Source organism: Cellulosimicrobium sp. GQ32, assembly GCF_059758455.1.
In genome coordinates, this window is the sequence record NZ_JCAXEP010000005.1 from 74,428 (window position 1) to 100,923 (window position 26,496).

Below are 26,496 nucleotides of genomic sequence, written 5' to 3' on the forward strand. Positions count from 1 at the left end.
CGCGGCGCACGACCCGGGCCGTCAGGCTGCCCCGCTCAGCGGACCGAGCGGATGAGGAGGATGAGCACCGCCCCGACGAGGGCCAGCGCGGCCGCGACGGGGAACATCGCGTGGTAGCCCAGCGCCGTGATCGCGGCGGCCGCGAGGACCGGTCCGAGGATCTGCCCGCCCGTGTTGGCGAGGTTGAGGATGCCCAGGTCCTTCGCGGCAGTCTCCGGATTGGGCAGCACCTCGACGTTGAGCGCCTGGTCGACGGCGTTGAAGGCGCCCATGCCGATGCCGGCGACGAGCCCGTAGACGAGCATCGTCCAGGGCTCGGCGGACACGAACGGCACGAACGCGCCGATCGCGACGAGCACGGCCGCCACGACGACGGGCAGCCGCCGTCGCCGCAGGCGGTCCGAGACCGGGCCCGCCACGGCCGACATCACGAGCGCCGTGATCATGAGGAACAAGGACACCAGCGATACGTACCGCGAGGTCTCGTCCTCGCCGAGACGCATGTAGTCCGTGAGGATGTAGAGCTGGTAGCCGGAGATCGCGAACGTCGCGGCGATGATGAGGAACTTCCCGAACAGCGCGAGGTAGTAGTCGCGCGCACCGCGCCGGGGGAACGAGAAGTTGTCCAGCAGCATCCGCTTGTCGAGACGGCGCCGGGCCATACCCAGGCTCGAGCCCTCGCGCATGAGCAGGGCGGCGACCGGGCCCGAGAGCAGGGTCAGGGCGGCCAGGACCGTGAAACCGCCGGTGAGCGAGCCGAGGAACTGCGCGCCCACGATCTGCCCGCCGTAGAGGCCCGCGGAGTACCCGAGGGCGTAGACGGACGAGATCGTGCCGCGGTGACGCGGGGCGACACGGTCGGAGATCACGGCGATGAGCGGCGCGACGATCGCGTTGAGGAAGAACTGGTAGACGCACCACGCGACGACCAGCAGCCCGACGCTGCGCACCGAGCCCACGACGAGCAGCATCGCCGCGGACGCGACCGACCCGACGACGATCCACGGCGTGCGCCGCCCCCAGCGCGAGCGTGTGAGGTCGGAGAGCGCGCCGAACAGGATGTTCGCGATCGTGGCGACCACCATCGCGCTCGTGGCGAGGAGCGCGACGACCGCCTCCTTGTTCGCCGGAGCGATCTCTGCGACGCGCGCGGGGAGCAGGACGGCGTTGACGCCCAGGTAGGGGCCGAGCCACAGCACCACGCCCAGCGCGAGGGCGACGCCGACGCGCAGCGGCCGGCGCGGCTGCTGACCGTCCTCGACGGTGCCGGACCACTCGCTGACGACCTCGGGCGCGACGGCGCCGGGTCCGGTCGCGGTCACAGCTCCGCCTCCGCCCGTGCCGCGCCCGCGTCGCCCCAGCACGACGCCGCCTCGAGCACGACCGGGCCCGCCGCGACGACGACCGCTCGGGTGCGCTCGTCCCAACGCCCGAAGGGCGTGAGGTCGAGCGCCACCGGCACCGTGACGCTCGACCCCGCCGGGACGTCCGCCACGGCGAAGCCCAGCAGCTCGCGCTCGCCCGCACGGTCGCCGTCGGCCCGCGAGCCGTACACCTGGACGACGTGGCGGCCGTCGCGGTCGCCCGTGTTGCGCACGGTCGCGCGCACCTCGGCGCGGCCCGCGGCGCGGTCGACCGTGCCGACGTCGATCCGCGTCACCTCGTACGTCGTGTACGCCAGCCCGTGGCCCAGGGGGAAGAGGGCGTCGACGCCGTCGCGCTGCAGCAGCCGCTGCCCGTACCAGCGGTCGTACGTGATCGCGGTCGCGTCGATGTCGAGGGGCGGCAGGTGGTCCGCGGACGCCGGGATCGGGTAGGGCAGACGCCCGGACGGGTTGTGGGCGCCGAGCAGCACGTCGGCGAGCGCGTTGCCGCCCTCCATGCCGGCGTACCAGCCGAGCAGGACGGCCGGGACGTCGTCGACCCAGTCCTCCATGAGCACGGCACCGGCGCTGACCACGACGACGACGGTGCGCGGGTTGGCCGCCGCGACGGCGCGGACCGTCTCGACGTCCTCGGGCCGCAGGTGCAGGTCGCGGCGGTCGCCGCCGGCGGTCCCGCTGCCCACGACGCTCAGGCCTTGGCCCATCGCGGCCATGACGGCGTCGCGATCGGCGCGCTGGGCGTCGTCGACGGGGTCCGGGTAGAGGCGTAGCAGGTCCTCGCGCGTCGCGACGGAGCCGTCGACGAACTCGCCCTCGTCGGCGGCGGTGTACCCGACGACGACGACGGCCGCGTCGGCACCGCGGGCCGCTTCCGCAGCCGCCGGGGCACCCCGCTGCGGGTCCGCCGTGACGATCTCGGCCCCGGGGATCGCGGCGCGCAGGCCCTCGACCGCGGTGACGACGTACGGCGCCCGCACGTCGGACGACCCGTGGTCCCCGGTGTTGGCGACGTCCGCGAGACGGCCGACGACGGCCAGGCGACGCAGGGCGGCCGGGTCGAGCGGGAGCACGGGCGCACCGGACGCCTCGTCGTTCTTGAGGAGCACGACGGCGCGCCGCGCCGCCTCGCGCGCCAGGTCGACGTGCTCGGCGCTCACCACGGTGCCGCGGGGCTCGGCGGCGTCACGCCCGGCGTGGTGGCGGAGCTGTGTCGCGAGGATGCGCACGCCCGCGCGCTCGACGTCCGCCCAGGTGGCGTGGCCGTCGTCGAGGGCGTCGCGCAGCCACGCGCCGCGCTGCTGGTGGAACGGCGCCTCGACGTCGAGCCCGGCGGCGAGCGCCTTCGCCCCGTCGCGCATGCCCCAGATGAAGTCCGTGACGACGGTGCCCTCGAAGCCCCAGTCCTCGCGCAGGACCGTGGTGAGGGTGTACGGGTTCTGCCCGCCCCACTCGCCGTTCACCGAGTTGTAGGAGCTCATGACGGCGGCCACGCCCGCGTCCGACACCTGCTTGAAGTGCGGGAGGAAGACCTCGTGGAGCGTGGCCTCGTCGACGGTGACGTCGACGGTGAAGCGCGCGTTCTCCATCGAGTTGAGCGCGTAGTGCTTCATGCACGCCATGGCGTGGTGCTGGACGCCGCGCGTGAGCGCGGCCCCGAGCGCGCCGAGCAGCACGGGCTGGTCGGAGTACGTCTCCTGCGAGCGGCCCCACGCCGGGTGGCGTGGCAGGTTGATGCACACTCCGCCGAAGAAGTTACCTCCCTGCTCGCGGATCTCCGCCCCGATCGCGCGCCCCACTCGCTCCTCGAGCTCGACGTCCCACGTGGCACCGCGCGCCATGGAGACCGGAAACGCCGTCGAACGGCCGACGACGCACCCGCGCGGTCCGTCGACGAACCGGATCCCGGGGATGCCGAGGCGGTCCACGGCGCCCATCACGTAGGGGAAGACGTTGTAGCCGTCCTCGACGAACGAGCGCATCCCCTTCCAGAACTCCAGGTCCCCGTCGAGGAGCCAGAGCCGCTCGTCCTCCGTGAGTCGGTCGTACAGGCCCTGGGCCTGGGCGACGGGGTCCGCGCCTGCGCGCACCTCGTCGGTCGCGAGGCCGAAGGCCCCCGTGTCGGTCGGGACGGTCGTCGTCCCGGCGGCGTCGTCGCTCGTCATCCTGCACACCTCGTCCGTGAGTCGTGAGTGTTACTGAGTACCTAGTAGGTGTTAGGTAAGATAGATCGTGGCAGCCGCCCGGGCAAGGGGCCCTTCGTCCCGGGCGCGATCCGGCCCACCGCCGCGGGCTCTCCCACTCGCCTGACCTGCCGCGACGCCCCGGCGTAGAGTGGCGGACGACGACCCGACGAGGAGCGATGACCACAGTCCCCTGGAGCGCACGACCCCGCACGCGCATGGCCGCGGCAGACCGCCGCGCGCAGATCCTCGCGTCCGCGAGCCGGCTCATCGCCGAGCGCGGGTTCTGGGGCCTCACCCTGCGCGACGTCGCGCTCGACTGCGGCATCACCGAGGCCGGGGTCCTGCACCACGCGGGGTCGAAGGACGGCCTGCTGGTCGCGGTGCTCGAGCACCGCGACGCGGTCGACATGGCCGCGCTCGCCGAGCGCCTCGCGATCCCCGTGACCGCCATCGACGACGACCCGCTGCCCGTCGGGCTCCGCGACCTGTGCGCCGCGCTCGTCGCCCGCAACGCCACCCAACCGGAGATCGTGCGCCTCTACACGGTGCTCCAGGGCGAGTCCCTCGACGAATCGCACCCGGCCTACGCCTACTTCCAGCAGCGCGAGGAATGGGTCATGGACCTGTTCTCCCGCGCGGCCCGCACCGACCGCGCCCCGGGCGCCGCCGTCGTGACGACGGCCCGCGAGACGCTCGCCGCGATGGACGGGCTCCAGCTCCGCTGGCTGCGCTCCCCCACGACGGTGGACCTGGTCGCCGAGTGGGACGCCTTCGCCGAGAGGCTCCTCGCCGGGCGCTGACCCGCGATGTGTACGGCCGTACACATCCTGTGTACGATCGTCCGCATGTCGTCCCCCACCCTCGCGCGCCCGGCGCCGGACGTCCGGCGTGCCCGGGTCGCCGTCGCCGTGCTGTTCCTCACCAACGGCGCGCTGTTCGCGAACCTCGTGCCGCGCTATCCGGAGATCAAGGCCGGGCTCGACCTCGGCAACGCCACGTACGGGCTCGCCGTCGCGGCGTTCCCCGCGGGGGCCATCACCGCGGGGCTCGCCGCCGCGGCGCTCGTGCGCCGGTTCGGGTCGGCGCGCGTCGCGGTCGCCGGCACCGTGCTCACCGCGGCCGGGCTGCTGCTCGCGGGCCTCGCGCCCGCCCTGCCGCTGCTCGTCGTCGCGCTGTTCGCGGCGGGCGCGATGGACGCGTTCACCGACGTCGCGCAGAACGCGCACGGCCTGCGGGTGCAGCGCCGCTACGGCCGCTCGATCATCAACGGGTTCCACGCGCTGTGGTCGGTCGGCGCCGTGGTCGGCGGCGGCATGGCCGCCGCCGCGATCGCGCTCGACCTGCCGCTCGGCGTGCACCTGGCGATCACGGGCAGCCTGTTCGCGGTCGTCGCGCTCGTCGCGCTGCGCTGGTGCCTGCCGGGGCTCGACGGCGAGGTGTCCGACGCCGCCGCGGCGGAGGCCGAGGCGAGCGCCTCACCCGGCGCCTCCGCCGGCCCAGCCCTCGTGGGAGCCGGCGCCGCAGCTCCGGCACTCACCTCCCGCGCGCGCACGGCCGCCGTCCTCGCCGCGCTCGTCCTGGTCGCCGTCGCTGGGACCCTCGTCGAGGACGCCGGCAGCACGTGGGCGGCGGTCTACCTCTCCGGCTCGCTCGGCGCCCCGGCGACGATCGCCGCGGCGGGGTTCGTCGCGCTCGTGGGCGCGCAGTTCGTCGGGCGCCTCGTGGGCGACCGGCTCGTCGACCGGTTCGGACAGCGCGCCGTCGCCCGGACCGGTGGCGCGCTCGTGCTGGTCGGCACCGGGCTCGCGCTCGCGTTCCCGTCCGTCCCCGGCACGATCGCCGGGTTCGCCGCGGCCGGGTTCGGCGTCGCGACCCTCGTCCCGGCAGCGATGCAGCAGGCCGACGAGCTCCCGGGCCTGCGCGCGGGGACCGGCCTCACGCTCGTGTCGTGGCTCATGCGGCTCGGGTTCCTCCTGTCCCCGCCCATCGTCGGCCTCGTCGCGGACGCCACGAGCCTGCGCGCCGGGCTGCTCGTCCTGCCGCTCGCGGGCCTCGTCGTCGTGCTCCTGGCCGGCGTGCTCGCCCCGCGTCGGCCCGCGGGCCGGCCGGACTCCGCCGACCGGAACGATGATCGCGACCGTCGCACGACCCCCGCCCCCGAGGAGGCCACCGCATGACCACCGACTACTTCGCCGGCGACGACCGCACGAGCTACGAGCGCATGGCCGCAGGCGACCTGTACGTCGCCGACGACCCCGAGATCACCCGCGGCGTCCACCGGGGCATGCGCCTCGTCGACGCGTTCCACCGCGCCGTCCTCGACGGGGACGGCGACGACACGCACGCCCGCGAGATCCTCGCCGACCTGCTCGGGTCGCTCGGCGAGGAGTCGTGGGTCAAGCCCCCGCTCGCGGTGGACTTCGGCAGCAACGTGCACCTCGGCGACCGGACGTTCGTCAACTCCGGGCTCACCGCGCTCGACGTCGCGGCGATCACGATCGGCGACGACTGCCTCCTCGGGCCGAACGTCCAGCTCCTCACCCCGACCCATCCCGTCGACCCGCAGCCCCGGCGCGACAAGCTCGAGGCGGCCGAGCCCATCACGCTGGGCGACAACGTGTGGCTCGGCGGCGGCGTGATCGTGTGCCCGGGCGTGACGATCGGCGACAACACGGTGGTGGGCGCGGGCTCCGTCGTGACACGCGACCTGCCCGCGAACGTCGTGGCGGTGGGCAACCCGGCCCGGGTGATCCGCGAGAACATCTGACCATGAGCGTCCCCGAGGCCCCGAGCGGGCCGCCGCCCCGCGCCCGCCGCCACGACCCGGAGCGGCGCGACCGCATCATCGACGCGTGCCTCGACGTCGTCGCCGAGCACGGCGTGGCGGGCACGTCGCACCGGCGCGTCGCGGTCGCGGCCGACGTCCCGCTCGGGTCGATGACCTACCACTTCGCCGGGATGGACGAGCTGCTGCGCGAGGCGTTCGGCCGGTTCACGCGCGACGCCGCCGCGCAGTTCGAGCGCCGCATGAGCGACGCGCGCACGCCCGAGGAGGCCGTGCAGGCCGTCACGACGCTCATCACGCACGACGTGTTCGCGACCCAGCGCGACCTCGTCCTGTCGCACGAGCTCTACACGCTCGCGGCGCGCGACCCCGCGTACCGGACGCTCACGAACGACTGGATGCGCCGCAGCCGGGACGCCCTCGGGCGCCACTTCGACCCCGCGACGTGCCGCGTGCTCGACGCGTTCATCGAGGGCATGACCATCCACCGCGCGCTCGACACCGAGCCGCACGACGACGTCGACGTCCTCGGCGCGGTCCGGCGCCTCACGCGGGTGCCCTGACGGGGCGCTCGCGTCAGGGCGCGGTCACGTCGAACAGCTCGCACGTCGTGTCGTAGTACGCGTCGGTCGTGCCGCGGTGGGTCATGCCGATCCGACGGCACACCGCCTGGGACGCCGCGTTGTCGGGATGCGTCACCGCGACGACGCGGTCGAGCCCGCGCCCGAACGCGTGCGCGAGCACCGCGGCGGCCGCCTCGGTCGCATACCCGCGGCCCCACACGTCGGGGTGGAAGTGCCACCCGATCTCCGTGTCGTCCGAGGGCTGCAGCGGGTCGCCCGTGCCCGACGCCGGGATGAGCTTGAGCAGGATCGTCCCCACGGGCGCGGCGTCGGGGAGGCCCTCGCCCTCACGCGGGACGACGGCCCACACCCCGTGCGTGCCGTCGTCGGCGGCGGCCCAGCGCTCGACCCGCTCCAGCGCCTCGTCGCGGTGCTCCAGGACGCGCGGCGTCGCGCCGATGAATCGCATGACGTCCCAGCGCGAGTAGATGTCGAGGACGGCGTCGGCGTCGCCGGGCTGCCACGGGCGGAGGGTGAGCCGCGGTGTCGTCAAGGTCTGCATCGCCCCAGGCTACGAGGCCCGCAGGTGCCTGGGGACCGCGGCGTCAGATGATCTTGGGGAAGGTCGCCAGGAAGACGATGCCGACCGCGAGGACCACGCACGCGAGGCCGACCATGGCCCACGAGGCGCGCTCCGAGCGGAACCGACCGGCGAACGCGCCGAAGAACAGCACGAGCGCGAAGAGCACGGTGGTCAGCGTGTAGTTGTCGCCCCGCTGGTTGTTGACGAGAGCCTGCGCGAAGAGGGCGTCGGCCCGCTCGTCGGCCTCGACCGCCTCGACCGCACCCGGCGGGACGTAGGCGTCGAGCGCGAACGGGCTCGGGGCGGCGTCGGGGTTCTGCAGCGGGCGCGAGGCGAGCCACTCCTCGAACGCGGGCTGGAAGTGGGGCGTGAACCGCGCGCGCGTGAACTCCTCCAGCTCCGTGTCGCCGGTCGCGTACGCCTCGAGCCACAGGCTGAACACCTGGAGGTCGATCGACCGGGCGGTGTCGGCGTGCGCACGCTCCGTGGACGCCTCGATGCGCTGGGTCGACGCGCGCGAGAAGGCGATCGACATCTCGCCGCCCCACTTGCTCGCCTCGAACCCGCTCCACGCCGTGAGGACGGCCGTCACCGCGAGCAGCACCACGGTCACGGTCTCGCGCCACGACCGTCCGCCCTTGCTGTCCGCTTCCTCGTCGGCCACGGCAGGACCGTAGCCCGGGTGCCGCCGTCGCGCGCGGCGACCGCGGCACCCGGGCCTCGGGGCGGTCAGCCCGCGTCAGCCCGCGTCGTCACGCGCGGCGCCGTCGCAGCGCGCGCAGGACTCCGTCGCGGCGACGGTCCGGCGCGGTGCCGTTCGTCGCACACGGACCACCGCTCGTCGCACACCTCGACCGCCGGTCGACGTGACCTGGATCACCCCCTCGCGGCCTCCCTAGCCTTCCGTGGTCGGACCGCAACGACGCGACCCTGGAGAGGCTCGATGACGACAGACACCCGCGCGGCGCGGAACGCCGCCCCCGACGAGCCGGAGATCGTGCCGGACCCGTCGCTGCCCCCCACCGCAGTGCCCGACTCCGTCCCCGGAGCGCAGACGCGGACCCGCTGGACGCCGCAGAAGATCGCCCTCTGGGCCGCGATCTCGCTGCTCGGTGGCGTCGCCTGGGTCATGCTCGCGGTCGTCCGCGGCGAGACCGTCAACGCGATCTGGTTCGTGTTCGCGGCCGTCTGCACCTACCTCATCGGGTACCGCTTCTACTCCAAGGTCATCGAGCGCTACATCACGCGCCCCGACGACCGCCGGGCGACCCCGGCCGAGGTGCGCGAGGACGGCAAGGACTACGTCCCGACCGACCGCCACGTGCTGTTCGGCCACCACTTCGCCGCCATCGCCGGCGCGGGCCCGCTCGTCGGGCCTGTGCTCGCCGCGCAGATGGGCTACCTGCCCGGCACGATCTGGATCATCGTCGGCGTCGTGCTCGCGGGCGCGGTGCAGGACTACCTCGTCCTGTTCTTCTCCATGCGCCGCGGCGGCCGGACGATCGGCCAGATGGCGCGTCAGGAGCTGGGCCGCGTGGGCGGCACCGCCGCGATCGTCGCGTCGCTGCTCATCATGATCATCATCGTCGCGATCCTCGCGCTCGTGGTCGTCAACGCGCTCGGCGAGAGCCCGTGGGGCGTCTTCTCCGTCTCGATGACGATCCCGATCGCGCTCTTCATGGGCGTCTACCTCCGCTACATCCGCCCCGGGAAGATCACCGAGGTCTCGATCATCGGGTTCGTCCTGCTCCTGGCCGCGATCGTCGCGGGCGGCTGGATCGCGGACACGTCGTGGGGCGCCGAGCTCTTCCACCTCGACCGGACGACCATCGCGGTCGGCGTGATCGTCTACGGCTTCGTCGCCGCCGTCCTGCCCGTGTGGCTCCTGCTCGCACCCCGCGACTACCTCTCGACGTTCATGAAGGTCGGCGTCATCGTCGTCCTCGCGGTCGCGGTGATCGTCGTGCGGCCCGAGATCACGGTGCCCGCGATCAGCGAGTTCGCGAGCGGCGAGACGGGCCCGGTCGTGTCCGGGGCGTTGTTCCCGTTCCTCTTCGTCACCATCGCGTGCGGCGCGCTGTCCGGGTTCCACGCCCTCATCGCCTCGGGTACGACGCCGAAGCTCGTCGAGAAGGAGCGCCAGACGCGCTTCATCGGCTACGGCGGCATGCTCATGGAGTCGTTCGTCGCGATCATGGCGCTCGTCGCCGCGATCTCCATCGACCGTGGCATCTACTTCGCGATGAACTCGTCCGCCGCCGCCACGGGCGGCACGGTCGAGGGCGCGGTCGCGTTCGTCAACGGGCTCGGCCTCATGGGGGTCAACCTCACGCCGGACATGCTCACGTCGACCGCCGAGGCCGTCGGCGAGCCGTCGATCGTGTCCCGCACGGGCGGCGCCCCGACGCTCGCCCTGGGGCTCGCGCACATCATGCAGCAGCTCGTGGGCGGCACCGCGATGATGGGCTTCTGGTACCACTTCGCCATCATGTTCGAGGCGCTGTTCATCCTCACCGCCGTCGATGCCGGCACGCGCGTCGCGCGGTTCATGCTCCAGGACACCCTCGGCAACGTGGTGCCCAAGTTCCGGGACGTGACGTGGCGGCCGGGCGTGTGGCTGTGCACCGCGATCATGGTCGCCGGGTGGGGATCGATCCTCTACCTCGGCGTGACCGACCCGCTCGGCGGCATCAACACGTTCTTCCCGCTGTTCGGCATCGCGAACCAGCTCCTCGCGGCCATCGCGCTCGCCGTCGTGCTGGCGATCGTCGCCAAGCGCGGGCGCAGCTACCAGCGTTGGCTGTGGATCGTCGCGGCACCGCTCGCGTTCACCGCGGTCATCACCATCTGGGCGTCGATCGAGAAGATCTTCTCCCCCGTCCCCGCGGTCGGGTACTGGGCCAACCACAACGCGTTCAAGGACGCGCTCGCCGCCGGCGAGACGTCGTTCGGCACGGCCGGCTCGGTCGAGGCGATGGAGGCGGTCGTCCGCAACACGTTCGTCCAGGGCACGCTCTCGATCGTGTTCGTCGTGCTCGCGATCGTCGTCATCGTCGCCTCGGTCCTCGTGACCGCGAAGGCGCTGCGCGTCGGCGGCGGCACGAACCACGAGGACCCGCCCGTGGCGTCGCGCCGCTTCGCCCCGGCCGACCTGTTCGCGACGAAGGCCGAGAAGGAGATCCAGAAGGAGTGGGCGGCCCTGCCGCCCGAGAAGCGTCCTGCCGCGACGGGGCACCGGTGACGGTGCGGCAGGGGACGCAGGGTCCCGCCACGACGGTCCGCGCGACCGTCGTGGCGGGGCTCCGCGCCGCCGCGGCCCGCGTGCACGACGGCGCGACCCACGTCCGCTGGTACGTGCGGCAGGTGATGGGCGACGACGCGTACGCGACCTATGCGGCACACCAGCGCGCGGCGCACCCGGGCGGCGTCGTCATGACCGAGCGCGAGTTCTGGCGCGTGCGGCACGCCGAGCAGGACGCCAACCCGGGGTCGCGCTGCTGCTGACGGCCTAGGCTCGGCGCCGTGCTCCGCGTCCCCTTCGACCTGCTCCTGCCGCGGGTCTCGACCGCCGACGTCCGGCAGCGCGCCGCGGAGCTGCCCCGCCGCGGGCAGGAGGTCCGGGTCCGCGTGCGCGACGACGTGCTCGTCGCGCGCCGCTGGGCTCCCGGCGCGCACGCGAGCGGGCACAGCGTGCTGCGCGCCCGGCTCACCGAGGAGCCCGACGGCGTCCGCGTGCGCGGTGCGGTCGCGCCGAGCGGGCTGGACCTCGTGCTGGTGGCGATCTGGCTCGCCGCCGCCGCCGGGATCGCGACGCTCGGCGCCGTCTACCAGAACGGGGTCGCGTGGCTCGTCGCGCTCCTCCCGCTCGCGTTCGGCGCCGTCTTCGCCGCGTGGCTGCCCGAGGCCGCCCGGTCCGGTCACGACGTGCTGCTGCGGGCGCTCGCCGGCCTCGGTGAGGGGCTCGACCCCCGCGGGCTCCGGTGACGGGCGTGGCCCGCCCTCCCGCCCCCATCACGTCCGACCCGCCGCGGGGGACGTTCTCCGCGTGCACCCTCGTGCTCGCCGCCGACCCCGAGACGGCGGCGGGGTGGGTCGCCGCCGCGTTCGGCGCGCTGCGCTGGAAGCGGCGGGCGTCCGACACCGCGCACCGCGAGGGCGCGTCGTTGTGGGAGGTCGGGGGCGCGGCCCGCGCGTTCTTCCTCGACGACCTCGACGTGCTCCGCCTCGTCACCCCGCGTACGGCGGCGTTCTTCTCCCACGGGCGGGGCGTCGCGACGATCCAGCCCGACGGCGCCGCACACCGTACCGTCGTCACGCTCTCCCTCGTCGAGGGCCAGCTCTCCTGCCGCGAGAGCTTCGGCGCCGTCGCGCGGCACCTGCACGAGGCCGCGGTCCGCGCCGGGGCGCTCCCGCCCGAGGACATCCCGGTGTGGACGAGCGCCTACGACCTGCCCGCCGGCTCCCCCGGCGACCCGCGGTCGCGCAAGCGCCTGTTCCGCGGCTCCTGAGCACCCGCACCGACTAGATGGACACGGCGAAGCGCCTCATCTTCAGACTAGAATTCGACTCTGAATAGAGACTAGAATCATGGGGTGCAGACCTATCCCATGAGCGAAGCGAAGACCAACCTGTCCGCACTGGTCGACGAGGTGGAGAGCACCCACCAACCGGTGACGATCACCCGTCACGGGAAGGCGGCGGCGGTGCTGATCGCGCCGGAAGACCTGGCGACGCTCATGGAGACGCTGGCATGGCTGTCCGACCCTGACCACGGGGCCGAGATGGCCGAGGCCGAGGAGGCGGTGGCGCAGGGCCGCACCCTGAGCCTCGCCGAGGTGCGCGAGCAGCTGGCCTCGCGACGGTGACCGACGTCGACGGTGGGTGGGAGGTGCGCCTGAGCCCACCGGCCGCGCGCACGCTCTACCAGCTCCCCCCACGCCTGGCCGACGCCGTGATCCGCTTCTGCGACGAACCACTCGCGTCGAACCCCTACCGGGTGACGAAGGCGCTCGGGGCCGAGCTCGCCGGCCAGCGTGCCGGGTACGTCGGGATCGGGTTCCGCGTCCTGGTCCGCATCGACGACGACCAGCGTCTGGTCACCGTGATGCGGATGGCCTACCGCGCCGACGCCTACCGATAGCCCAGGACGGGCGGTACCAGAGTCATCCCCGTTCGAGCCGCGCGAGCTCGACGCCGTCGTGGTCGACCAGCACGAGCACGGCACCGTCGAGCCCGGCGCGGGAGGAGCGGGCCAGGAGATCCGGCACCGGCTCGCCCTCGCAGCCGATCTCGGTGTGCCCGCCCGCGGTGACGATCAGGCGCCCCTCGGCGCCGACTCGCCAGGTGCCGTCCGCGACGTTGCACCCGTCGGTCCCGGTCCACGAGCCGTCCTCCGCGAGGACGACGTGCGGGTCGGTCGCATAGTCGGTGCCGGGCTGCCAGCGGCCGACCAGGTCGCCCGTGGTGGCGGGCGCCGTGCCGTCGGGCAAGGGTGCGGCCGTCGTCGGCGCCGGCCCGGCCGTCTCCCCCGGGCGGAGGGCCGCGTCGGCGCCCGGCCCGGCGCACGAGGCGAGGAGCGCCACCGCGAGCACCGGGAGGGCAGTCGTCCTGCGCAGGGGACGTCGTCGGGTCATGTCTCGATCGTGTCGCCCGGTGGGCGAACCTTGCACCGGCCGGGCGGGCCACCCGACGCGAGGGTGGGGTGCCGTGGGACGATGCCGCCCGTGACGGAGCTGACCTTGCACGACGACGCCAAGCGCCGCGTGGTGCGCGCCAACCTCACGTTCGCCGCGGTCCTCGTGCCGATCCTCGGGCTGACGGCGCTCTCCGTGGGGATCAGCACGCGCAACCTCGCCCTCGCGCTGGGCTACGCCTGCGTCGTGCTCGCGATGGTCCCGCTGACGTACGTGCTCGCGCGCCGCTTCACCGACCGCTCCCGCGTCACGTTCGGCGACGGGTCCGTGACGGTCCAGGGCTGGGGGCGGCCGCGACGGTTCACGGTGGCCGAGATGGAGCGCGTCGTCACCGTCGACAGCATGGGGTTCGGGGGCATGACGCCGACGCACCACCTCATCGTCGTAGGGCCGACGAAGCGCCTCGCCCTGCTCGTCGGGCAGATGTGGGACCGCGACCAGCTCTCGGCCGTCGCGCTCGACCTCGCGCACCGCGGCGTCCCGCTCAACCCGATCCACCAGCCGGTCACGCCCGTGCAGCTGCGGGCGATGGACCCCCGGCTCGTGCCGTGGCGTCAGGCGCACCCGGTCGCGCTGGGCCTGCTCGTCGGGCTCGGGGTGCTGCTGTTCTTCCTGGTCGCGTTCGTCGTCATGGTCGCGTTCCTCGTCTGACCGTCGCGTCCGGTCGGGCGCGGTCGTGCCAGTAGCCCTGAGCGTGCACGCGCGACCGTGGCGCTCTCCGTCGCGCACCACGCGTAGAAGCCGTCGCCCGCAGAGGCCGCGGACCGGCCGTGCTCCGCGACCCAGCCGCGGACGGCGCCCAGCACCGCCCGCTCGGCACCGCGGCGTCGTGCGCGGGGCACGTGCTCGACGCGCACGGTCCCGGGCACGTCCCCGACCGGCGCGTCCGCCGGGTCGTCGGCCTCCACGAGCACGTGCACCCGGACGTCGGGGCGCAGGTTCGCGAGGATCCCGCGCACCGCGGGCGCGGAGGTCTCGTCGGCGACGAGGAGCACGTGCCCGAGGGCGGGCCCCGGGTCCCACTGCGTGCCGTGGTCGGTGACGCCGAACCGCGCATGCGGCGCGGACAGCAGGACGCGGTCCCCGACCGTTGCCCGCCGCGCCCAGGCGCTCGCCGGGCCCGCGGGCTCGTGCAGGTACAGGTCGAGGTCGACCTCGGCGGCCTCCGGCCGCACAGCCACGGGCGTGTACGAACGCATCACCGGCCGCACGTCGTCGTCGAGCGCGGACCACTCGCGCCGCCACGCGCTCTCGACCGCGAGCCCCGCACGCCGGGCGAGCTCGTCCGCCCCCGGGCCGGGGAGCAGGATCTTCACGCGCTGGTCGAGCCCGACGTCGGCGCACCCCGCCAGGTCCGGGCCGGCGAGGGTCACGCGCACGAGGCGCGGGCCGACGTCGTGCACGCGCGCGACCGTCGTCGGGAAGAGCACGTTGGGCGACCGGTGGAACCGGCACCCGGCCGCACTCCCGGCCGCGCTCCCGACCGTGGCCGAGCGCCCGGCCGGACGGTCAGGACCCGGCACGGTCCTGGAGGAACTGCTCGACGTCGTCGAGCACGGCCTGCCCGCCGAGCGGCCCGACGCCGCTGATCCAGTACGACTGGTCGACGACGCGCACGTCGGGGAACGACGCGGCGTTGAGCGGGATCTCCGCGGGGACCGCGGACGCGTCGGCGGGGTCGGCGGCCGAGACGAGGACGAGGTCGGCGGCAGCCTCGGTCACGCGCTCGGGCGACAGGTCGACCGAGATGTCCTCGCCCCAGTCCTGCTCCGGCGTCGTGAACCCGACGCACTCGAGCGTGCTGCCCGCGAACGACCGCGGGCCGTAGGCGGACACGATGCCGTCGCGAGGGCGCAGGAGCTGCGCCGTCCCGGTGACGTCGTAGTCCTCCTGGAGCTGGGCGCACCGCTCGTCGTAGGCGTCCAGCAGTGCCTGCGCGTCGGTCTCACGGCCGAGCGCGCGACCCACGAGCAGCACGTTCTCCTGCCAGGGGTCGGTCTGCGTCGCAATAAAGACGGTCGGCGCGATCCCCGCGAGCTGGTCGTACAGGTCGGCGTGGCGCGACTCCGTGCCGAGGATGAGGTCCGGCTCGAGGGCGGCGATGGCCTCGAGGCTCGGCTCGGGCACCGTGCCCACGACCTCGATCGCCTGCGCGTCCTCCCCGAGGTACGCCGGCACGCCGGCCTCGACGCTCAGCACGGCCGCGCCGACCGGGACGACGCCCAGCGCGACCGCGGTGTCCGTCTCGACGGGCTCGAGCGTGACGACGCGCTGCGGCGCCGCGTCGAGCTCGGCGGTCCCCCGCGCGTGCTCGACGGCGTACCCCGCGGCGGCGGCGTCCGCCGTCGCGGTCGGCGCCGGCTCAGCCGGCCCGGACGAGCAGGCGGCGAGCAGGGCGGAGGCGAGCACGAGCGCACCAGCGAGGGCGCCGCGGCGCACGCGGAGGCTGGACGATGCGGTCCGGGAGATCGGCACAGGGGCTTCCTTCATCACGAGTAGGTTTGCCTCACCTTACCTGGCGGCGAAGGTGGAGGACGACGTGACGCTGGTTACGATCGCTGCATGTCCGGGCCCGTGTTCGCCGGCGCCGTCGCCGGTCTCGTCGTGGGCGTGCTGCTCACCCTCGGGCTCGTGCTCGCCTGGCGGCTCGCGCGCGGGTCGCGCGAGCTCGGGAGCGACTCGGACCGCGCCACGTTCCGGACCCTGCACCTCGCGTCGCGCGCCGCGACGCACCTGCGGGGCGGGCTCGACGGCGACGACGTCGGCCGGGCTGCCCGTTCGCTGCGCCAGCTCCTCGGCGCGGACGCGCTCGCGGTGGTCACCGCCGAGGGCGCGGTCGCGCTCGACGGCAGCACGACCCTCGAGCCCGACGCGCGCCGGGTCGCCGAGCGGGTGCTCGCCACCGGTCGGCGGCACGTCGAGAGCGCGGCCACCGGGCACGAGGGTGGCGACGTCGCGGACGCCGTCGGGGCCCCGGTCGTCGCGGGCGGTCGTGTCGCGGGCGTCGTCGTCGCGTTCGCGGGCACGGTCCGCCCGCCGCTCGTGCGCGCGACGGGCGAGGTCGCGCAGTGGTGCTCGGCGCAGCTCGAGCTCAGCGAGCTGGAGGCGTCGCGCACCGCGCTCGCGCGGGCCGAGCTGCGCGCGCTGCGCGCCCAGATCAGCCCGCACTTCGTCTACAACGCGCTCGGCGCCATCGCGTCGTTCATCAGCACGGACCCCGAGCGGGCGCGCGACCTCGTGCTCGACTTCGCCGACTTCACGCGCTACTCGTTCCGGGGGCGCGGCGACTTCACGACCCTCGCCGACGAGCTGCGCTCGATCCACTCGTACGTCGAGCTCGAGCGCGCCCGGTTCGGCGAGCGCCTCGCCGTCACCCTGCAGATCGCGCCGGAGTCGCTGACGGCCGTCATCCCCTTCCTCTCCGTGCAGCCCCTCGTCGAGAACGCGGTGCGCCACGGCCTGGAGCCGCGCGAGCACGGCGGGACGATCGTCATCACGGCGCGCGACGAGGGCACCCAGACGGAGATCACGGTCGAGGACGACGGCGTCGGCATGGACCCGGCCGTCGTGCGCGAGCTCCTCACGTCGCGCGACACGACGCACGTGGGCCTGCGCAACGTCGACACCCGCGTGCGCCAGCTCTACGGCGACGACCACGCGCTCGACATCGAGACCGCGCCCGGCTCGGGCACGCTCGTGCGCCTGCGCGTCCCACGGTCGCAGCCGCTGCACGAGACGGAGGTGAGCGTGCCGTGACCGAGGAGGACCCGGCCGACGTCGGGCTCGACGTGCTCGTCGCCGACGACGAGCGGCCCGTGCTCGACGAGCTCGTCGCCCTGCTGCGGCGCGACCCGCGCGTGCGGACCGTGCTCGGGGTCGCGACCGGCTCGGAGGCGCTGCGCGAGCTCTCCTCGCGCACGGTCGACGCGGCGTTCCTCGACATCCACATGCCCGGCCTCACCGGCCTCGACCTCGCGCGCGCGCTCTCGCGCTTTGCCGACCGGCCCGCCGTCGTCTTCGTCACCGCCGACGAGGCCCGCGCACTCGAGGCGTTCGACGTCGAGGCGGTCGACTACGTGCTCAAGCCCGTGCGCCGCGAGCGCCTGGCGCGTGCTGTCGACCGTGTCGTGGAGCGCGTCGCGGACCGCGCCGGGCGGGGCGGCGCTCCCGGCGCCGTACCGGACGGCGCGTCGACACCGCCGACGGGCGGGGCCCCGACGGACGCCTCCTCCCGGCCGGGCCCCGAGGCGCCGGAGGACGAGACGCTCGTCGTGACCGTCGGGACGACGACGCGCCTCGTCCGGCGCAGCGCCGTCCGGTGGGTCCAGGCCCAGGGCGACTACTCGCGCCTCGTGACGGACACCGAGCAGTTCCTCGTGCGCGAGCCGTTGTCCGACCTGGAGGAGCGGTGGGCCCCGGCCGGGTTCCTGCGCGTCCACCGGTCGTACCTCGTGGACCGCGCGGCCGTGACCGCGGCGCGGTTCGGGGGCGCGCAGCCCGCGCTCGTCGTCGCGGGCCACGAGGTCCCGGTGAGCCGCCGCATGGTCCCGGCGGTGCGCGAGGCGCTGCTCGGCCCCCACCGGGGTCCGTCGTGAGCGACCCGGCACCCTCGTCGGACCCGACCTCGTCCGGCGACGGGTGCGTTCCCGCTCCAGCGCTGCGTCCAGGGACGCAGCACTCGGCCGCGGACGCAGCGCTCGGACCGGGGCGCGTGCGCGTCCGGTCGACGGACGCGCGGCCCGACACCGGTGGTGCCGCCGTCGCCCCGAGCGGCGGGCCGCCGTCGGACACCTCGCGAGATCGCCCCGAGGAGCCGGAGGACGACGCGGCCCACTACACGCGCGGGCTCGTGCGGGCCCAGCTCCGGCTCGGGCTGGCGTGCGTGGTGTCGTTCCTCGCCGTCGTCACGCTGCTCACGGTGACGATGAGCGGCGTGCCCGCCCTGGACGACGTCGTGCTGCTCGGCGTGCCGCTGCCATGGCTCGTGCACGCGTACGGCTTCTACCCGGTGATCGTCGCGTTCGCGGTCGTCTTCGCGGTCGCAGCGGCGCGCAACGAGCGCCGGTACCGCGCGCTCGCCGAGGGCGCGGGCGCGACCGACGAGCCCGGCCCCGACGACGGCGGTGGGCCGTGACCAGCGCGCTGCCCCTCGTCGCGATCGCGCTGCTCCTGCTCGCGACCGGGCTCATCGGGTTCTACGGCCTGCGGATCTCGCGCACCACGAGCGACTTCTTCGTCGCGTCGCGCACCGTGCGGCCGGTCTGGAACGCGTCGGCGATCAGCGGCGAGTACCTGTCCGCGGGCACGTTCCTCGGGCTCTCCGGCCTCGTGCTGCTGTCCGGCGCGGAGGCGTTCTGGTTCCCCGTGGGGTACGCGGCGGGCTACCTGCTCGTCCTGCTGTTCGTCGCGGGCCCCCTGCGGCGCAGCGGCGCGTACACCATCCCCGACTTCGTCCACGCCCGGCTCGACTCCGTCGTCGCGCGCCGCGTCACGAGCGTCCTCGTGCTCGTCATCGGGTGGCTCTACGTGGTGCCGCAGCTCCACGGCGCGGCGCTCGTCATCACGAGCGTCGCGCCCGTCCCGCCGTGGGTCGGCTCGGTCGGGATCGCGGTCGTCGTGAGCGCCGTGGTCGCCGCGGGCGGCATGCGCTCCATCACGTTCGTCCAGGCGTTCCAGTTCTGGGTCAAGCTCACCGCCCTCGCGGTGCCGCTCGTCTTCGTGCTCATGGCGCTCGGCGGGGCGTTCGAGCCCGGCGGTGCCGTCGTCACGTTCGACCCCGCCGCAGTGTTCCCCCACGAGGCCGGGCCGGGCGGCCTCGACGCGTACGCGACCGTCTCGCTCCTGCTCGCCCTCCTGCTCGGCACGACCGGCCTGCCGCACGTCCTCGTGCGCTTCTACACCTCGCCCGACGGCGGCTCGGCCCGCCGCACGACCGTCGTCGTGCTCGTCATGATCAGCGTGTTCTACATGGTGTCGAGCACGCTCGGGCTCGTGGCGCGGGTCGTCGCGCCCGACCTCGCGGAGCCCGGGGTCGCGGACACCGTGGTCCTCACCCTGCCGACCCGCCTCGTGCCCGGACTCGGCGGCGAGCTCCTCGCCGCGCTCGTCGTCGCCGGGGCGTTCGCGGCGTTCCTCGGGACGTCGTCGGGGCTCGTGGTCGCGCTGGCGGGCGTCGTGAGCCAGGACCTGTTCGGCGGGACCGTCCGGTCGTTCCGGTGGTCGGCCGTCGCGTGCACGCTCATCCCGCTCGCGTTCGCGCTCGTCACCATCCCGCAGGGGCTCGTGACGAGCGTCGGGACGGTGTTCGTCTTCGCCGCCTCCGCGCTGTCGCCCGTGATCCTGCTCGGCGTGTGGTGGCGCCGCCTCACCGCGCGCGGCGCGGTGGCGGGCATGGTCGTGGGCTCCGTCCTGTGCGCGACGGCGCTGCTCGCCTCGTCCGCGCTCGTGGCGGCGGGCTACGGGACGGGCTCGTCAGGCGCGACGGCGGACGGCCTTCCCGGCGTCGTGCGCGCCCTGCTCGCCCAGCCCGCGGCCTGGACCATCCCGCTCGCGACGGCGACCGTCGTCGTCGTGTCGCTCCTCGACCGCCACGGCCCGCCGCTGCGCACCGACCGGTTCCTGCGGCGCCTGCACGTCCCGGAGCTCCGACGCCGCTGACGACGGTGCGAGGCGGCGTGGCCGCCGTCCCACAGCGCGAGCCACCGGTCGGGCGGGTCGGAGTCGCGGACACGGCGGGCCCCGTGCTCGGCTTCGGTCGAAGGGTCGCGACGCACCCCCGGGGGCCACCGGCGAGACACCCCCCACCTCCCGGGCGTCTCACCTGACGGGCACGCTCGACCGCATGTCGGATGGGTCGTAGGATCGTGCCAACCATCCAGAGCGGTCGAGAGTCCTGGCTCGACGACACCGCAGCAACCCGCCGACGGAAGCCTCCCGAGGACAAAGGTGCTAACGCCAGGGTCGATGGAGCGACTAATGGTCTCAGAGGCACCCTTCGCGCACCGTCCGGGCAGCACGTGCCCGACGGCGGTCGCGCACGCACGCACCCCGTCCGGGGCGACGTCGTGAGCGTCGCGGACGCCGTCGGGCAGGCCCACGGTGGGGCCGCACGCCCCACGGTCTCGTTCGAGCTCATGCCCCCGCGGCGCCCGGATGCGGCGCCCAAGTTCTGGGAGACGGCGCGGCGCCTCGTCGCGACGCACCCCGACTTCGTGTCCGTGACGTACGGCGCCGCCGGGACCGACCGCGCGACCGCGCGCCAGGTCGTGGGGCGCCTGCTCCAGGGCACGCCCGTGCTGCCGATCGCGCACCTCACGTGCGTCGGGGCGTCGCGCGAGGACGTGGAGTCGGTCATCACCGACTTCCTCGACGAGGGCGTGCGGAGCTTCCTCGCGCTGCGGGGCGACCCGCCGCGCGATCAGCCGGACTGGCAGCCCGCGCCGGACGGCGTCCGGTCGTCGACCGAGCTCGTCGCCCTGCTGCGCGAGGTCGAGGCGTCGCGCTGCGCGTCCGACCCGGCCGTCGCGCTGCGCGGCGCGGCCCGGCCGCTGACGATCGCCGTCGCGACGTTCTGCGACGGCAACCCCGCCGCCGGCACCACGCGCACCCAGGAGGTGCGCCGCCTGTGGCAGAAGCAGCAGGCCGGCGCGAGCTTCGCGATCACGCAGCTCTTCTACGACGCGTCGTCGTACACCGACTTCGTCGCCGAGGCCCGCGCGGCCGGCGTGACGATCCCCATCCTCGCCGGGCTGCTGCCCACGACGGAGCCTGCGCGGCTCCGTCGCGTCGAGGAGCTCACGGGCGTGCGCGCGCCCCAGCACCTGCTGGACGCGCTGGACGCCCTCCCCGACCCGGAGGCGCAGCACGCCTACGGGATCGCGTACACCGTGGACCTCGCGCAGCGCGTCCTCGACGCGGGCACGCCCGGTCTGCACGTGTACACGTTCAACAAGCACCGCGCCGCTCTTGACCTGCTCGAGGGTGTCCACCTCGGCGGCGGGTCGGCCGGGACGGGAAGCAGCGCCAGCGCTGCCGCCGCCCCGCTCGTCCCGGACCTGGCCAGCGGGCCGTGGGTCACCGGCACCTCCCTGCCCACGACGAGCACCGCCACGCACGGCACGCCCGTCTGACCGGTCCTCCGGACCAGCAAGAGGTTTCGATCATGGCCACTTCCGTACCCTCCCCTACCCAGATTCAGGCCGGCTTTCCCGCCGGCACCGTGCTCGGCTACCCGCGCATCGGGCGCCGTCGCGAGCTCAAGAAGGCCGTCGAGGCGTTCTGGGCCGGGCGCACGAGCACCGACGAGCTCGAGGCCACGGCCCGCGAGCTGCGCCTCGCGACCGTCCGCCGGCTCGTCCACCTCGGCCTCGGCGCCGACGACGCCTCGGTCCCCGGCTCGTTCTCCTTCTACGACCAGGTGCTCGACGTCGCCGCGGCCCTCGGGGCGGTCCCGTCGCGGTTCGCGTCGCTCACCGACGCCGCCGGCCGCCTCGACCTCGCGGGCTACTTCACCGTGGCGCGCGGTCAGGGTGACGACGCCCCGCTCGAGATGACCAAGTGGTTCGACACGAACTACCACTACCTCGTGCCCGAGATCGGCCCGGACACCCCGATCCGGTTCGTCGACGACCGCGTCGTGCGCGAGTTCGTCGAGGCCAAGGAGGCGGGCGTCGTGACGCGGCCCGTCGTCGTCGGGCCGGTGACGTTCCTCGCGCTGTCCAAGGCCGCGGACGACGCACCCGCGGGGTACTCGCCGCTCGACCGCCTGGACGACGTCGTCGCCGCCTACACCGACCTGCTGCGCGCGCTCGCCGCCGCCGGCGCGCCGTGGGTCCAGCTCGACGAGCCGATCCTCGTCACCGACTCGGTCGACGTGCCGTTCGCCGACCTCGCCGCCGCGGTGGAGTCTGCGTACCGCGCCCTCGCGACCGACCTCCGCCCCGTGCCGAACCCGGGGTTGGACGCCACGTTGGCCTCCGCATCGCCCGGAACCCCGGGTTCGGCGCAGGACGCGCGGCCCGCGATCCTCGTCGCCGCGCCGTTCGGCGCGCTCCAGGCCGGTGCCGAGACCGCCGCTGAGGCGGCCCGGGACGGGCTTGCGCTCCTCGCCGGCACCGACGTCGACGCGATCGCGATCGACCTCGTCAAGGGCGCGGTCCCTGCCGCGGCCGAACGCGGCATCCCCGGCCTCGCCGGCAAGACGCTCGTCGCGGGCGTGATCGACGGGCACAACGTGTGGCGCGCGGACCTTGCGGCGAAGCTCGAGGTCGTCGACGCCGTCGAGGGACTGGGTGCCGGCGCGGTCTCGGTCGGCACGTCGACGTCGCTGCTGCACGTGCCGCACGACGTCGAGGACGAGGTGTTCGCCGAGCCCGGCACGGCGTCGGGCACGACGCTCGACCCGCGCCTGCGCGACTGGCTCGCGTTCGCGGACCAGAAGGTCGGCGAGGTCGCGACGCTCGCCCGTGCGCTCACCGAGGGTCGCGACGCGGTCGCGGCGGAGATCGAGGCGTCCCGCGCGGCGGTGGCGTCGCGCGCGGAGGCGAGCGGCGTCGTCGTGCCCGCGGTGCGCGAGCGCGCCGCCGCCCTGACCGACGCGGACTTCGCGCGCGGCGACTACGCCCAGCGCGCGGCGGCACAGCAGGAGCGCCTGAACCTGCCGCTGCTGCCCACGACGACGATCGGCTCGTTCCCGCAGACGCCGGAGATCCGCCGCGCCCGCGCGCTGTGGACGAAGGGCGAGCTCTCGGACGCGGACTACACGACCGCGATGCGCGAGGAGATCGCGCGCGTCGTCGCGCTCCAGGAGGAGCTGGGCCTGGACGTGCTCGTGCACGGCGAGCCGGAGCGCAACGACATGGTGCAGTACTTCGCGGAGCACCTCGACGGGTTCGCGGTCACGGCGAACGGCTGGGTGCAGTCGTACGGGTCGCGCTGCGTCCGCCCGCCGATCCTGTGGGGCGACGTCACGCGGCCCGCGCCGATCACCGTCGAGTGGTCGGCCTACACGGCGTCGCTCACCGAGAAGCCCGTCAAGGGCATGCTCACCGGACCGGTGACGATCCTCGCGTGGTCGTTCGTGCGCGACGACCAGCCGCTCGGCGACACGGCGAACCAGGTGGGCCTCGCGCTGCGCGACGAGATCGCGGACCTGGAGGCCGCCGGCATCGGGATCGTCCAGGTCGACGAGCCCGCGCTGCGCGAGCTCCTGCCGCTGCGCAAGGCCGACCAGCCCGCGTACCTCGACTGGTCGGTCGGCTCGTTCCGGCTCGCGACGTCGGGCGTGGCGGCGGCGACGCAGATCCACACGCACCTGTGCTACTCGGAGTTCGGCGAGGTCATCGGCGCGATCGACGGCCTCGACGCCGACGTGACGTCGGTCGAGGCGGCGCGCTCGCGCATGGAGATCGTGCCGGAGCTGCGCGACGCCGGGTACGCGCGCGGCATCGGGCCGGGCGTCTACGACATCCACAGCCCGCGCGTGCCGTCCGCCGAAGAGGTCACGGAGCTGCTGGAGCTCGCCGTGAAGTCGATCGACCCGAAGGTCGTGTGGGTCAACCCCGACTGCGGGCTGAAGACGCGCCGCTACGAGGAGACCGTGCCGTCGCTCGAGCACGTCGTCGCGGCGGCGAAGGCCGTGCGGGCCACGCTCGGCTGACCCCGGACACGCCGGAGGCCGGGTCCCGTCGGGACCCGGCCTCCGCGTCGCGCGGGTCAGCGCTCGGTCGTGCCCGTCCCGGCCATCGGGAGGGCGAAGGCGAGCGTCGAGGCGAGGAGACCGCCGACGAAGAGCCACACTCCGCCGTCGACGCCGGACATGCCCGACCCCATGAGGACCAGGCCTCCGGCGAACAGGGCGAACGAGACGACGAACCGCGCCAGCGCGCCCGCGTGCCCGGGGATGTCGCGGCCTTCCGTCCCGGTGGGGAGGGGGCTGTCGGCCGCCTGCTCGCTGGTCGTGGTCATGGCGTTCTCCTTCTGAGGTCGGTGCGTAAGCCCGGACGTCGTCGTCGGCGACGATCAGTCCAGGTAGTTCTCCACCGTACCGGGGTCGCGCACGGTCGCCGCATCCGGGTCGCTCCCGAACTCGCGGGCCGCGTCACGCTGGCGCAGCAGGTCCCAGCACTGGTCGAGCTCGACCTCGATCGCGCGCAACCGCTCGTGCGCCTGTCCCCCGGTGATCTCCCCCTGCGCGAGCTGCTCGCGGAGCTCGCGCTCCTGCGCCACGAGGTCGCTGATCGTCCTGCGGATGCCGCCGTCGGTCGCCATGCGTCCACGGTATGCCCGACGCCGCACGTGCGCCCGGGAGATCGGGCGCCGCGCGGGCGTGGCGTCGGCGGCACGGCCTAGGCTCGCCGCATGACGACGACGATCGGCCGCACGGTCCTGCTCTGCCGTGACCTCGACGCGAGCGCCGCGTTCTGGGCGGACGGGTTCGGGTTCGGGACGCTGTTCCGCGGCGAGACCGAGGGGTTCCCGCTGCTGCACGTCGGCCCCGGCCGCGTCGACGAGCCCGGGCTGTGGCTCGTCCCGCTCCCCGACGGCGGCGCGCCCCTCGTGCGCCACGGGCTGCCGAACCTCGTGCTCTACGTCGACGACCTCGACGCGACCCTCGGGCGGCTCGCCGCCGTAGGGGTCGAGCCGCTCGTCGGCCCCGACGCCGACGCCGAGTCCGGCGACCGGTTCGCGCACGTCAACGACCCCGACGGGCACCGGGTCGTCGTCGTGCAGCTCGGTCCGGTGCGCGACCCCGCGTAGGGGCTACCGGGCCTGCACCCACGTCGCGTCGTCGGCCAGGATCGTCACCTCGTCGTCGTCGACCACGAGGAAGCCGCCGCCGATGCGCAGCTCCGCCGTCGGACGGTCCGGGGTCCGCAGCCGCACGCGCCCCGCCTTGAGGGTCGCCGCGACGGGCTGGTGCCGCGCGAGGATCCCGAGCGTCCCGGACACCGACGGCACCGTGACGCTGCGCGCCGGGCCCGACCAGAACACCCCGGACGGCACCACCACCTCGACGGACACCAGGCGCTCCCCCACGGGTGCGGCGGTCTCGGACGGTGACGGCGCGACGGGCACGGAGGATCCTCCTCTACGACGGGTGGCGGAGCCTCCGAGTCTCGTGCCCGAGCGCGCTCCGGACCCGCCGCCTTTCGTCCCTTCCCCGTCGCCGGAGGTCACCGGGCACGACGCACGTGCCGAGCCCGGGGTCGCTCCCCACGCGGAGCGCTTCCTGGGGAAGAGCCCCGGGTCGGGCGGTCGGACATTCCCGGCGCGACCGGAATCACGTTGACGGCGACGGTGAGCGAGGCGCACCATCGAGGGTGACGGTTGCCGAGGGCAGCCGTTCGTCGTGCCGGACGGGCACTTCAACGGATCAGGTCGCGCCGGACGGCGCACCGCACGGGACGAGGAGACGCGGATGCACGGCACCGCAGGCTGCGAGGTGGCCATGGCGGCCTGCTCGGGCGCCCTCCCCTCCCGCACCGTCACCCGCTGAGCCCTTCAGCCGGACGCCGACCCGGCGCCCCGCCCCGTCGAGCGCTGGGCATTCGTCGTCATCTCCCCGACGACAGATGACCCGCGCTCAGCAGGTCTTGGCGACGACGGTCGCGGGCATGCCGTCATCCCCGCCCCGCCCCGAGCGAGCGGCGCCGTCGTGCGCCCCGGCGACCCTGCGTCGTCGTGAGCCGACCGTCTGCGCCGCGGCGCGCCGTCGGGCAGGGTGGGACCGTACCGACACGGAAGCCCTGAACCCATGATCCCCCTGACCGAGAAGCAGATCCGCGCGTCGTTCGTCAACGCGTCCAAGCGCGAGGCCGCACAGGCGACCCTCCCCGACCTCGACGCGCTCGACTGGGACCGCCTCGACTACCTGGGGTGGCGCGACCGCAAGGCGCCGCTGCTCGCGTACGCCGTCGTCGTGGTCGACGGCGAGCCCCGCGGCGTCCTGCTGCGCTCCACCGACGCCAAGACGGGCGGCATGCGCAAGCGTGCCGTCTGCGCGTGGTGCGAGGACGTCGTCGTGACGGACGACGTCAGCCTCTACGTCGCGCGGCGCGCCGGCGCCGCCGGGCGCCGCGGCAACACCGTCGGCACCCTCATCTGCACGCAGTTCCTGTGCTCGCAGAACGTGCGCCGCGCCCCGACCCGCACCGAGATCGGCGACGACGAGTCGATGCGCGAGCTGTTCGTCGAGCTCCGCGTCGACGGCCTCCGCGAGCGCTCCGCCCGCTTCGTCACCGAGGTCATGCGCGACGTCTGACGCACCAGGGCTCTACCTCGGCCCACCAGGGCTCTACCTCGGC

The 26,496-nt window shown here is 74.4% G+C and carries 29 protein-coding genes and 1 riboswitch; of the genes, 19 read left to right on the plus strand and 10 right to left on the minus strand.

Annotation, left to right across the window (positions count from 1 at the left end; translation table 11 throughout):
• Nucleotides 1–35 precede the first annotated feature (35 nt).
• Entirely contained in the window at nt 36–1,322 is a 1,287-nt protein-coding gene (locus tag AC6CH9_RS09965) for an MFS transporter (RefSeq protein ID WP_498154740.1), read from the minus strand.
• Nucleotides 1,319–3,547, minus strand: a complete 2,229-nt coding sequence (locus AC6CH9_RS09970) for a glycoside hydrolase family 3 protein (RefSeq protein ID WP_498154741.1) — start codon at nt 3,545–3,547, stop codon at nt 1,319–1,321. Before AC6CH9_RS09970 ends, AC6CH9_RS09965 begins: the two co-directional genes overlap by 4 nt.
• Before the next feature lie 197 nt (nt 3,548–3,744).
• On the opposite strand from AC6CH9_RS09970, the gene AC6CH9_RS09975 reads away from it, so the two are divergent.
• The 4 genes from AC6CH9_RS09975 to AC6CH9_RS09990 are packed head-to-tail and all read left to right on the plus strand — an operon-like array spanning nt 3,745 to nt 6,916.
• Complete coding sequence (locus tag AC6CH9_RS09975; RefSeq protein ID WP_498154742.1) at nt 3,745–4,368, plus strand: TetR/AcrR family transcriptional regulator; 624 nt, start codon at nt 3,745–3,747, stop codon at nt 4,366–4,368.
• Nucleotides 4,369–4,413: 45 nt separating this feature from the next.
• Nucleotides 4,414–5,745: an MFS transporter gene (locus tag AC6CH9_RS09980; RefSeq protein ID WP_498154743.1), complete on the plus strand. Its 1,332-nt coding sequence runs from the start codon at nt 4,414–4,416 to the stop codon at nt 5,743–5,745.
• On the plus strand, nt 5,742–6,335 hold the full coding sequence (locus AC6CH9_RS09985) for a sugar O-acetyltransferase (RefSeq protein WP_498154744.1): 594 nt from the start codon (nt 5,742–5,744) through the stop codon (nt 6,333–6,335). Before AC6CH9_RS09980 ends, AC6CH9_RS09985 begins: the two co-directional genes overlap by 4 nt.
• 2 nt (nt 6,336–6,337) lie before the next feature.
• Complete coding sequence (locus AC6CH9_RS09990) at nt 6,338–6,916, plus strand: TetR/AcrR family transcriptional regulator (protein ID WP_498154745.1); 579 nt, start codon at nt 6,338–6,340, stop codon at nt 6,914–6,916.
• Nucleotides 6,917–6,929: 13 nt separating this feature from the next.
• Here the strand turns inward: AC6CH9_RS09990 and AC6CH9_RS09995 are convergent, their stop codons facing one another.
• Together AC6CH9_RS09995 and AC6CH9_RS10000 are read right to left on the minus strand one after the other, a co-directional pair.
• Nucleotides 6,930–7,478, minus strand: a complete 549-nt coding sequence (locus AC6CH9_RS09995) for a GNAT family N-acetyltransferase (RefSeq protein WP_498154746.1) — start codon at nt 7,476–7,478, stop codon at nt 6,930–6,932.
• A 43-nt stretch (nt 7,479–7,521) separates the two neighbouring features.
• Nucleotides 7,522–8,163 carry a hypothetical protein gene (locus tag AC6CH9_RS10000; RefSeq protein WP_498154747.1) on the minus strand — a complete coding sequence of 214 codons (642 nt, stop codon included), beginning with the start codon at nt 8,161–8,163 and terminating at the stop codon, nt 7,522–7,524.
• Nucleotides 8,164–8,442: 279 nt separating this feature from the next.
• On the opposite strand from AC6CH9_RS10000, the gene AC6CH9_RS10005 reads away from it, so the two are divergent.
• The 6 genes from AC6CH9_RS10005 (at nt 8,443) to AC6CH9_RS10030 (ending at nt 12,639) form a co-directional block, all read left to right on the plus strand.
• Complete coding sequence (locus AC6CH9_RS10005) at nt 8,443–10,740, plus strand: carbon starvation CstA family protein (protein ID WP_498154748.1); 2,298 nt, start codon at nt 8,443–8,445, stop codon at nt 10,738–10,740.
• On the plus strand, nt 10,737–11,003 hold the full coding sequence (locus AC6CH9_RS10010) for a YbdD/YjiX family protein (RefSeq protein WP_498154749.1): 267 nt from the start codon (nt 10,737–10,739) through the stop codon (nt 11,001–11,003). The genes AC6CH9_RS10005 and AC6CH9_RS10010 overlap by 4 nt, the downstream gene beginning before the upstream one ends.
• Nucleotides 11,004–11,021: 18 nt before the next feature.
• Complete coding sequence (locus tag AC6CH9_RS10015; RefSeq protein WP_498154750.1) at nt 11,022–11,483, plus strand: hypothetical protein; 462 nt, start codon at nt 11,022–11,024, stop codon at nt 11,481–11,483.
• 5 nt (nt 11,484–11,488) lie between these two features.
• The gene (locus tag AC6CH9_RS10020; protein ID WP_498154751.1) at nt 11,489–12,007 is read left to right on the plus strand and encodes a hypothetical protein; all 519 of its coding nucleotides are present in this window, start codon (nt 11,489–11,491) and stop codon (nt 12,005–12,007) included.
• 84 nt (nt 12,008–12,091) lie between these two features.
• Nucleotides 12,092–12,364, plus strand: a complete 273-nt coding sequence (locus tag AC6CH9_RS10025; protein ID WP_498154752.1) for a type II toxin-antitoxin system Phd/YefM family antitoxin — start codon at nt 12,092–12,094, stop codon at nt 12,362–12,364.
• The gene (locus AC6CH9_RS10030) at nt 12,361–12,639 is read left to right on the plus strand and encodes a type II toxin-antitoxin system RelE family toxin (protein WP_021483657.1); all 279 of its coding nucleotides are present in this window, start codon (nt 12,361–12,363) and stop codon (nt 12,637–12,639) included. Before AC6CH9_RS10025 ends, AC6CH9_RS10030 begins: the two co-directional genes overlap by 4 nt.
• Nucleotides 12,640–12,661: 22 nt before the next feature.
• On the opposite strand, the gene AC6CH9_RS10035 is transcribed toward AC6CH9_RS10030, so the two are convergent.
• A complete protein-coding gene (locus AC6CH9_RS10035) occupies nt 12,662–13,132 on the minus strand; it encodes an META domain-containing protein (protein ID WP_498154753.1) in 471 nt (156 codons plus the stop codon).
• Between the two features lie 90 nt (nt 13,133–13,222).
• Here AC6CH9_RS10035 and AC6CH9_RS10040 point away from each other — a divergent pair, with 90 nt between their 5' ends.
• The gene (locus tag AC6CH9_RS10040) at nt 13,223–13,843 is read left to right on the plus strand and encodes a hypothetical protein (RefSeq protein ID WP_498154754.1); all 621 of its coding nucleotides are present in this window, start codon (nt 13,223–13,225) and stop codon (nt 13,841–13,843) included.
• Here the strand turns inward: AC6CH9_RS10040 and AC6CH9_RS10045 are convergent.
• Together AC6CH9_RS10045 and AC6CH9_RS10050 are read right to left on the minus strand one after the other, a co-directional pair.
• Nucleotides 13,747–14,622 carry a siderophore-interacting protein gene (locus tag AC6CH9_RS10045; RefSeq protein ID WP_498154755.1) on the minus strand — a complete coding sequence of 292 codons (876 nt, stop codon included), beginning with the start codon at nt 14,620–14,622 and terminating at the stop codon, nt 13,747–13,749. The genes AC6CH9_RS10040 and AC6CH9_RS10045 overlap by 97 nt on opposite strands.
• 79 nt (nt 14,623–14,701) lie before the next feature.
• Nucleotides 14,702–15,682 (minus strand): ABC transporter substrate-binding protein, encoded by a 981-nt coding sequence (locus tag AC6CH9_RS10050; protein WP_498154756.1) that lies wholly within the window; start codon nt 15,680–15,682, stop codon nt 14,702–14,704.
• 72 nt (nt 15,683–15,754) lie between these two features.
• Here AC6CH9_RS10050 and AC6CH9_RS10055 point away from each other — a divergent pair, with 72 nt between their 5' ends.
• From AC6CH9_RS10055 to metE, 6 genes are all read left to right on the plus strand, one after another.
• Nucleotides 15,755–16,948, plus strand: coding sequence for a sensor histidine kinase (locus tag AC6CH9_RS10055; protein ID WP_498154757.1), 1,194 nt, complete (start codon nt 15,755–15,757; stop codon nt 16,946–16,948).
• Entirely contained in the window at nt 16,945–17,787 is an 843-nt protein-coding gene (locus tag AC6CH9_RS10060; protein WP_498154758.1) for a LytR/AlgR family response regulator transcription factor, read from the plus strand. The genes AC6CH9_RS10055 and AC6CH9_RS10060 overlap by 4 nt, the downstream gene beginning before the upstream one ends.
• Nucleotides 17,784–18,326 (plus strand): hypothetical protein, encoded by a 543-nt coding sequence (locus tag AC6CH9_RS10065; RefSeq protein WP_498154759.1) that lies wholly within the window; start codon nt 17,784–17,786, stop codon nt 18,324–18,326. Before AC6CH9_RS10060 ends, AC6CH9_RS10065 begins: the two co-directional genes overlap by 4 nt.
• Nucleotides 18,323–19,849, plus strand: coding sequence for a sodium/solute symporter (locus tag AC6CH9_RS10070; protein ID WP_498154760.1), 1,527 nt, complete (start codon nt 18,323–18,325; stop codon nt 19,847–19,849). Before AC6CH9_RS10065 ends, AC6CH9_RS10070 begins: the two co-directional genes overlap by 4 nt.
• Nucleotides 19,850–20,059: 210 nt before the next feature.
• Nucleotides 20,060–20,162: riboswitch (SAM riboswitch) on the plus strand.
• Between the two features lie 163 nt (nt 20,163–20,325).
• A complete protein-coding gene (locus AC6CH9_RS10075) occupies nt 20,326–21,321 on the plus strand; it encodes a methylenetetrahydrofolate reductase (protein ID WP_498154945.1) in 996 nt (331 codons plus the stop codon).
• A 32-nt stretch (nt 21,322–21,353) separates the two neighbouring features.
• Nucleotides 21,354–23,849, plus strand: a complete 2,496-nt coding sequence (metE, locus tag AC6CH9_RS10080) for a 5-methyltetrahydropteroyltriglutamate--homocysteine S-methyltransferase (RefSeq protein WP_498154761.1) — start codon at nt 21,354–21,356, stop codon at nt 23,847–23,849.
• Between the two features lie 56 nt (nt 23,850–23,905).
• Here metE and AC6CH9_RS10085 read toward each other — a convergent pair whose 3' ends face one another.
• Both AC6CH9_RS10085 and AC6CH9_RS10090 read right to left on the minus strand, forming a co-directional pair.
• Nucleotides 23,906–24,157 carry a hypothetical protein gene (locus AC6CH9_RS10085; RefSeq protein ID WP_498154762.1) on the minus strand — a complete coding sequence of 84 codons (252 nt, stop codon included), beginning with the start codon at nt 24,155–24,157 and terminating at the stop codon, nt 23,906–23,908.
• Between the two features lie 54 nt (nt 24,158–24,211).
• Nucleotides 24,212–24,460, minus strand: coding sequence for a DUF2630 family protein (locus tag AC6CH9_RS10090; protein ID WP_313662280.1), 249 nt, complete (start codon nt 24,458–24,460; stop codon nt 24,212–24,214).
• A 90-nt stretch (nt 24,461–24,550) separates the two neighbouring features.
• Between AC6CH9_RS10090 and AC6CH9_RS10095 the strand changes: the two genes are divergently transcribed.
• On the plus strand, nt 24,551–24,949 hold the full coding sequence (locus tag AC6CH9_RS10095) for a VOC family protein (RefSeq protein ID WP_498154763.1): 399 nt from the start codon (nt 24,551–24,553) through the stop codon (nt 24,947–24,949).
• A 3-nt stretch (nt 24,950–24,952) separates the two neighbouring features.
• Here AC6CH9_RS10095 and atpC read toward each other — a convergent pair whose 3' ends face one another.
• The gene (gene atpC, locus AC6CH9_RS10100) at nt 24,953–25,267 is read right to left on the minus strand and encodes an ATP synthase F1 subunit epsilon (RefSeq protein WP_172820027.1); all 315 of its coding nucleotides are present in this window, start codon (nt 25,265–25,267) and stop codon (nt 24,953–24,955) included.
• A gap of 679 nt (nt 25,268–25,946) precedes the next feature.
• Here atpC and AC6CH9_RS10105 point away from each other — a divergent pair.
• The gene (locus AC6CH9_RS10105) at nt 25,947–26,453 is read left to right on the plus strand and encodes an FBP domain-containing protein (RefSeq protein ID WP_389274127.1); all 507 of its coding nucleotides are present in this window, start codon (nt 25,947–25,949) and stop codon (nt 26,451–26,453) included.
• Nucleotides 26,454–26,496: the final 43 nt, after the last annotated feature.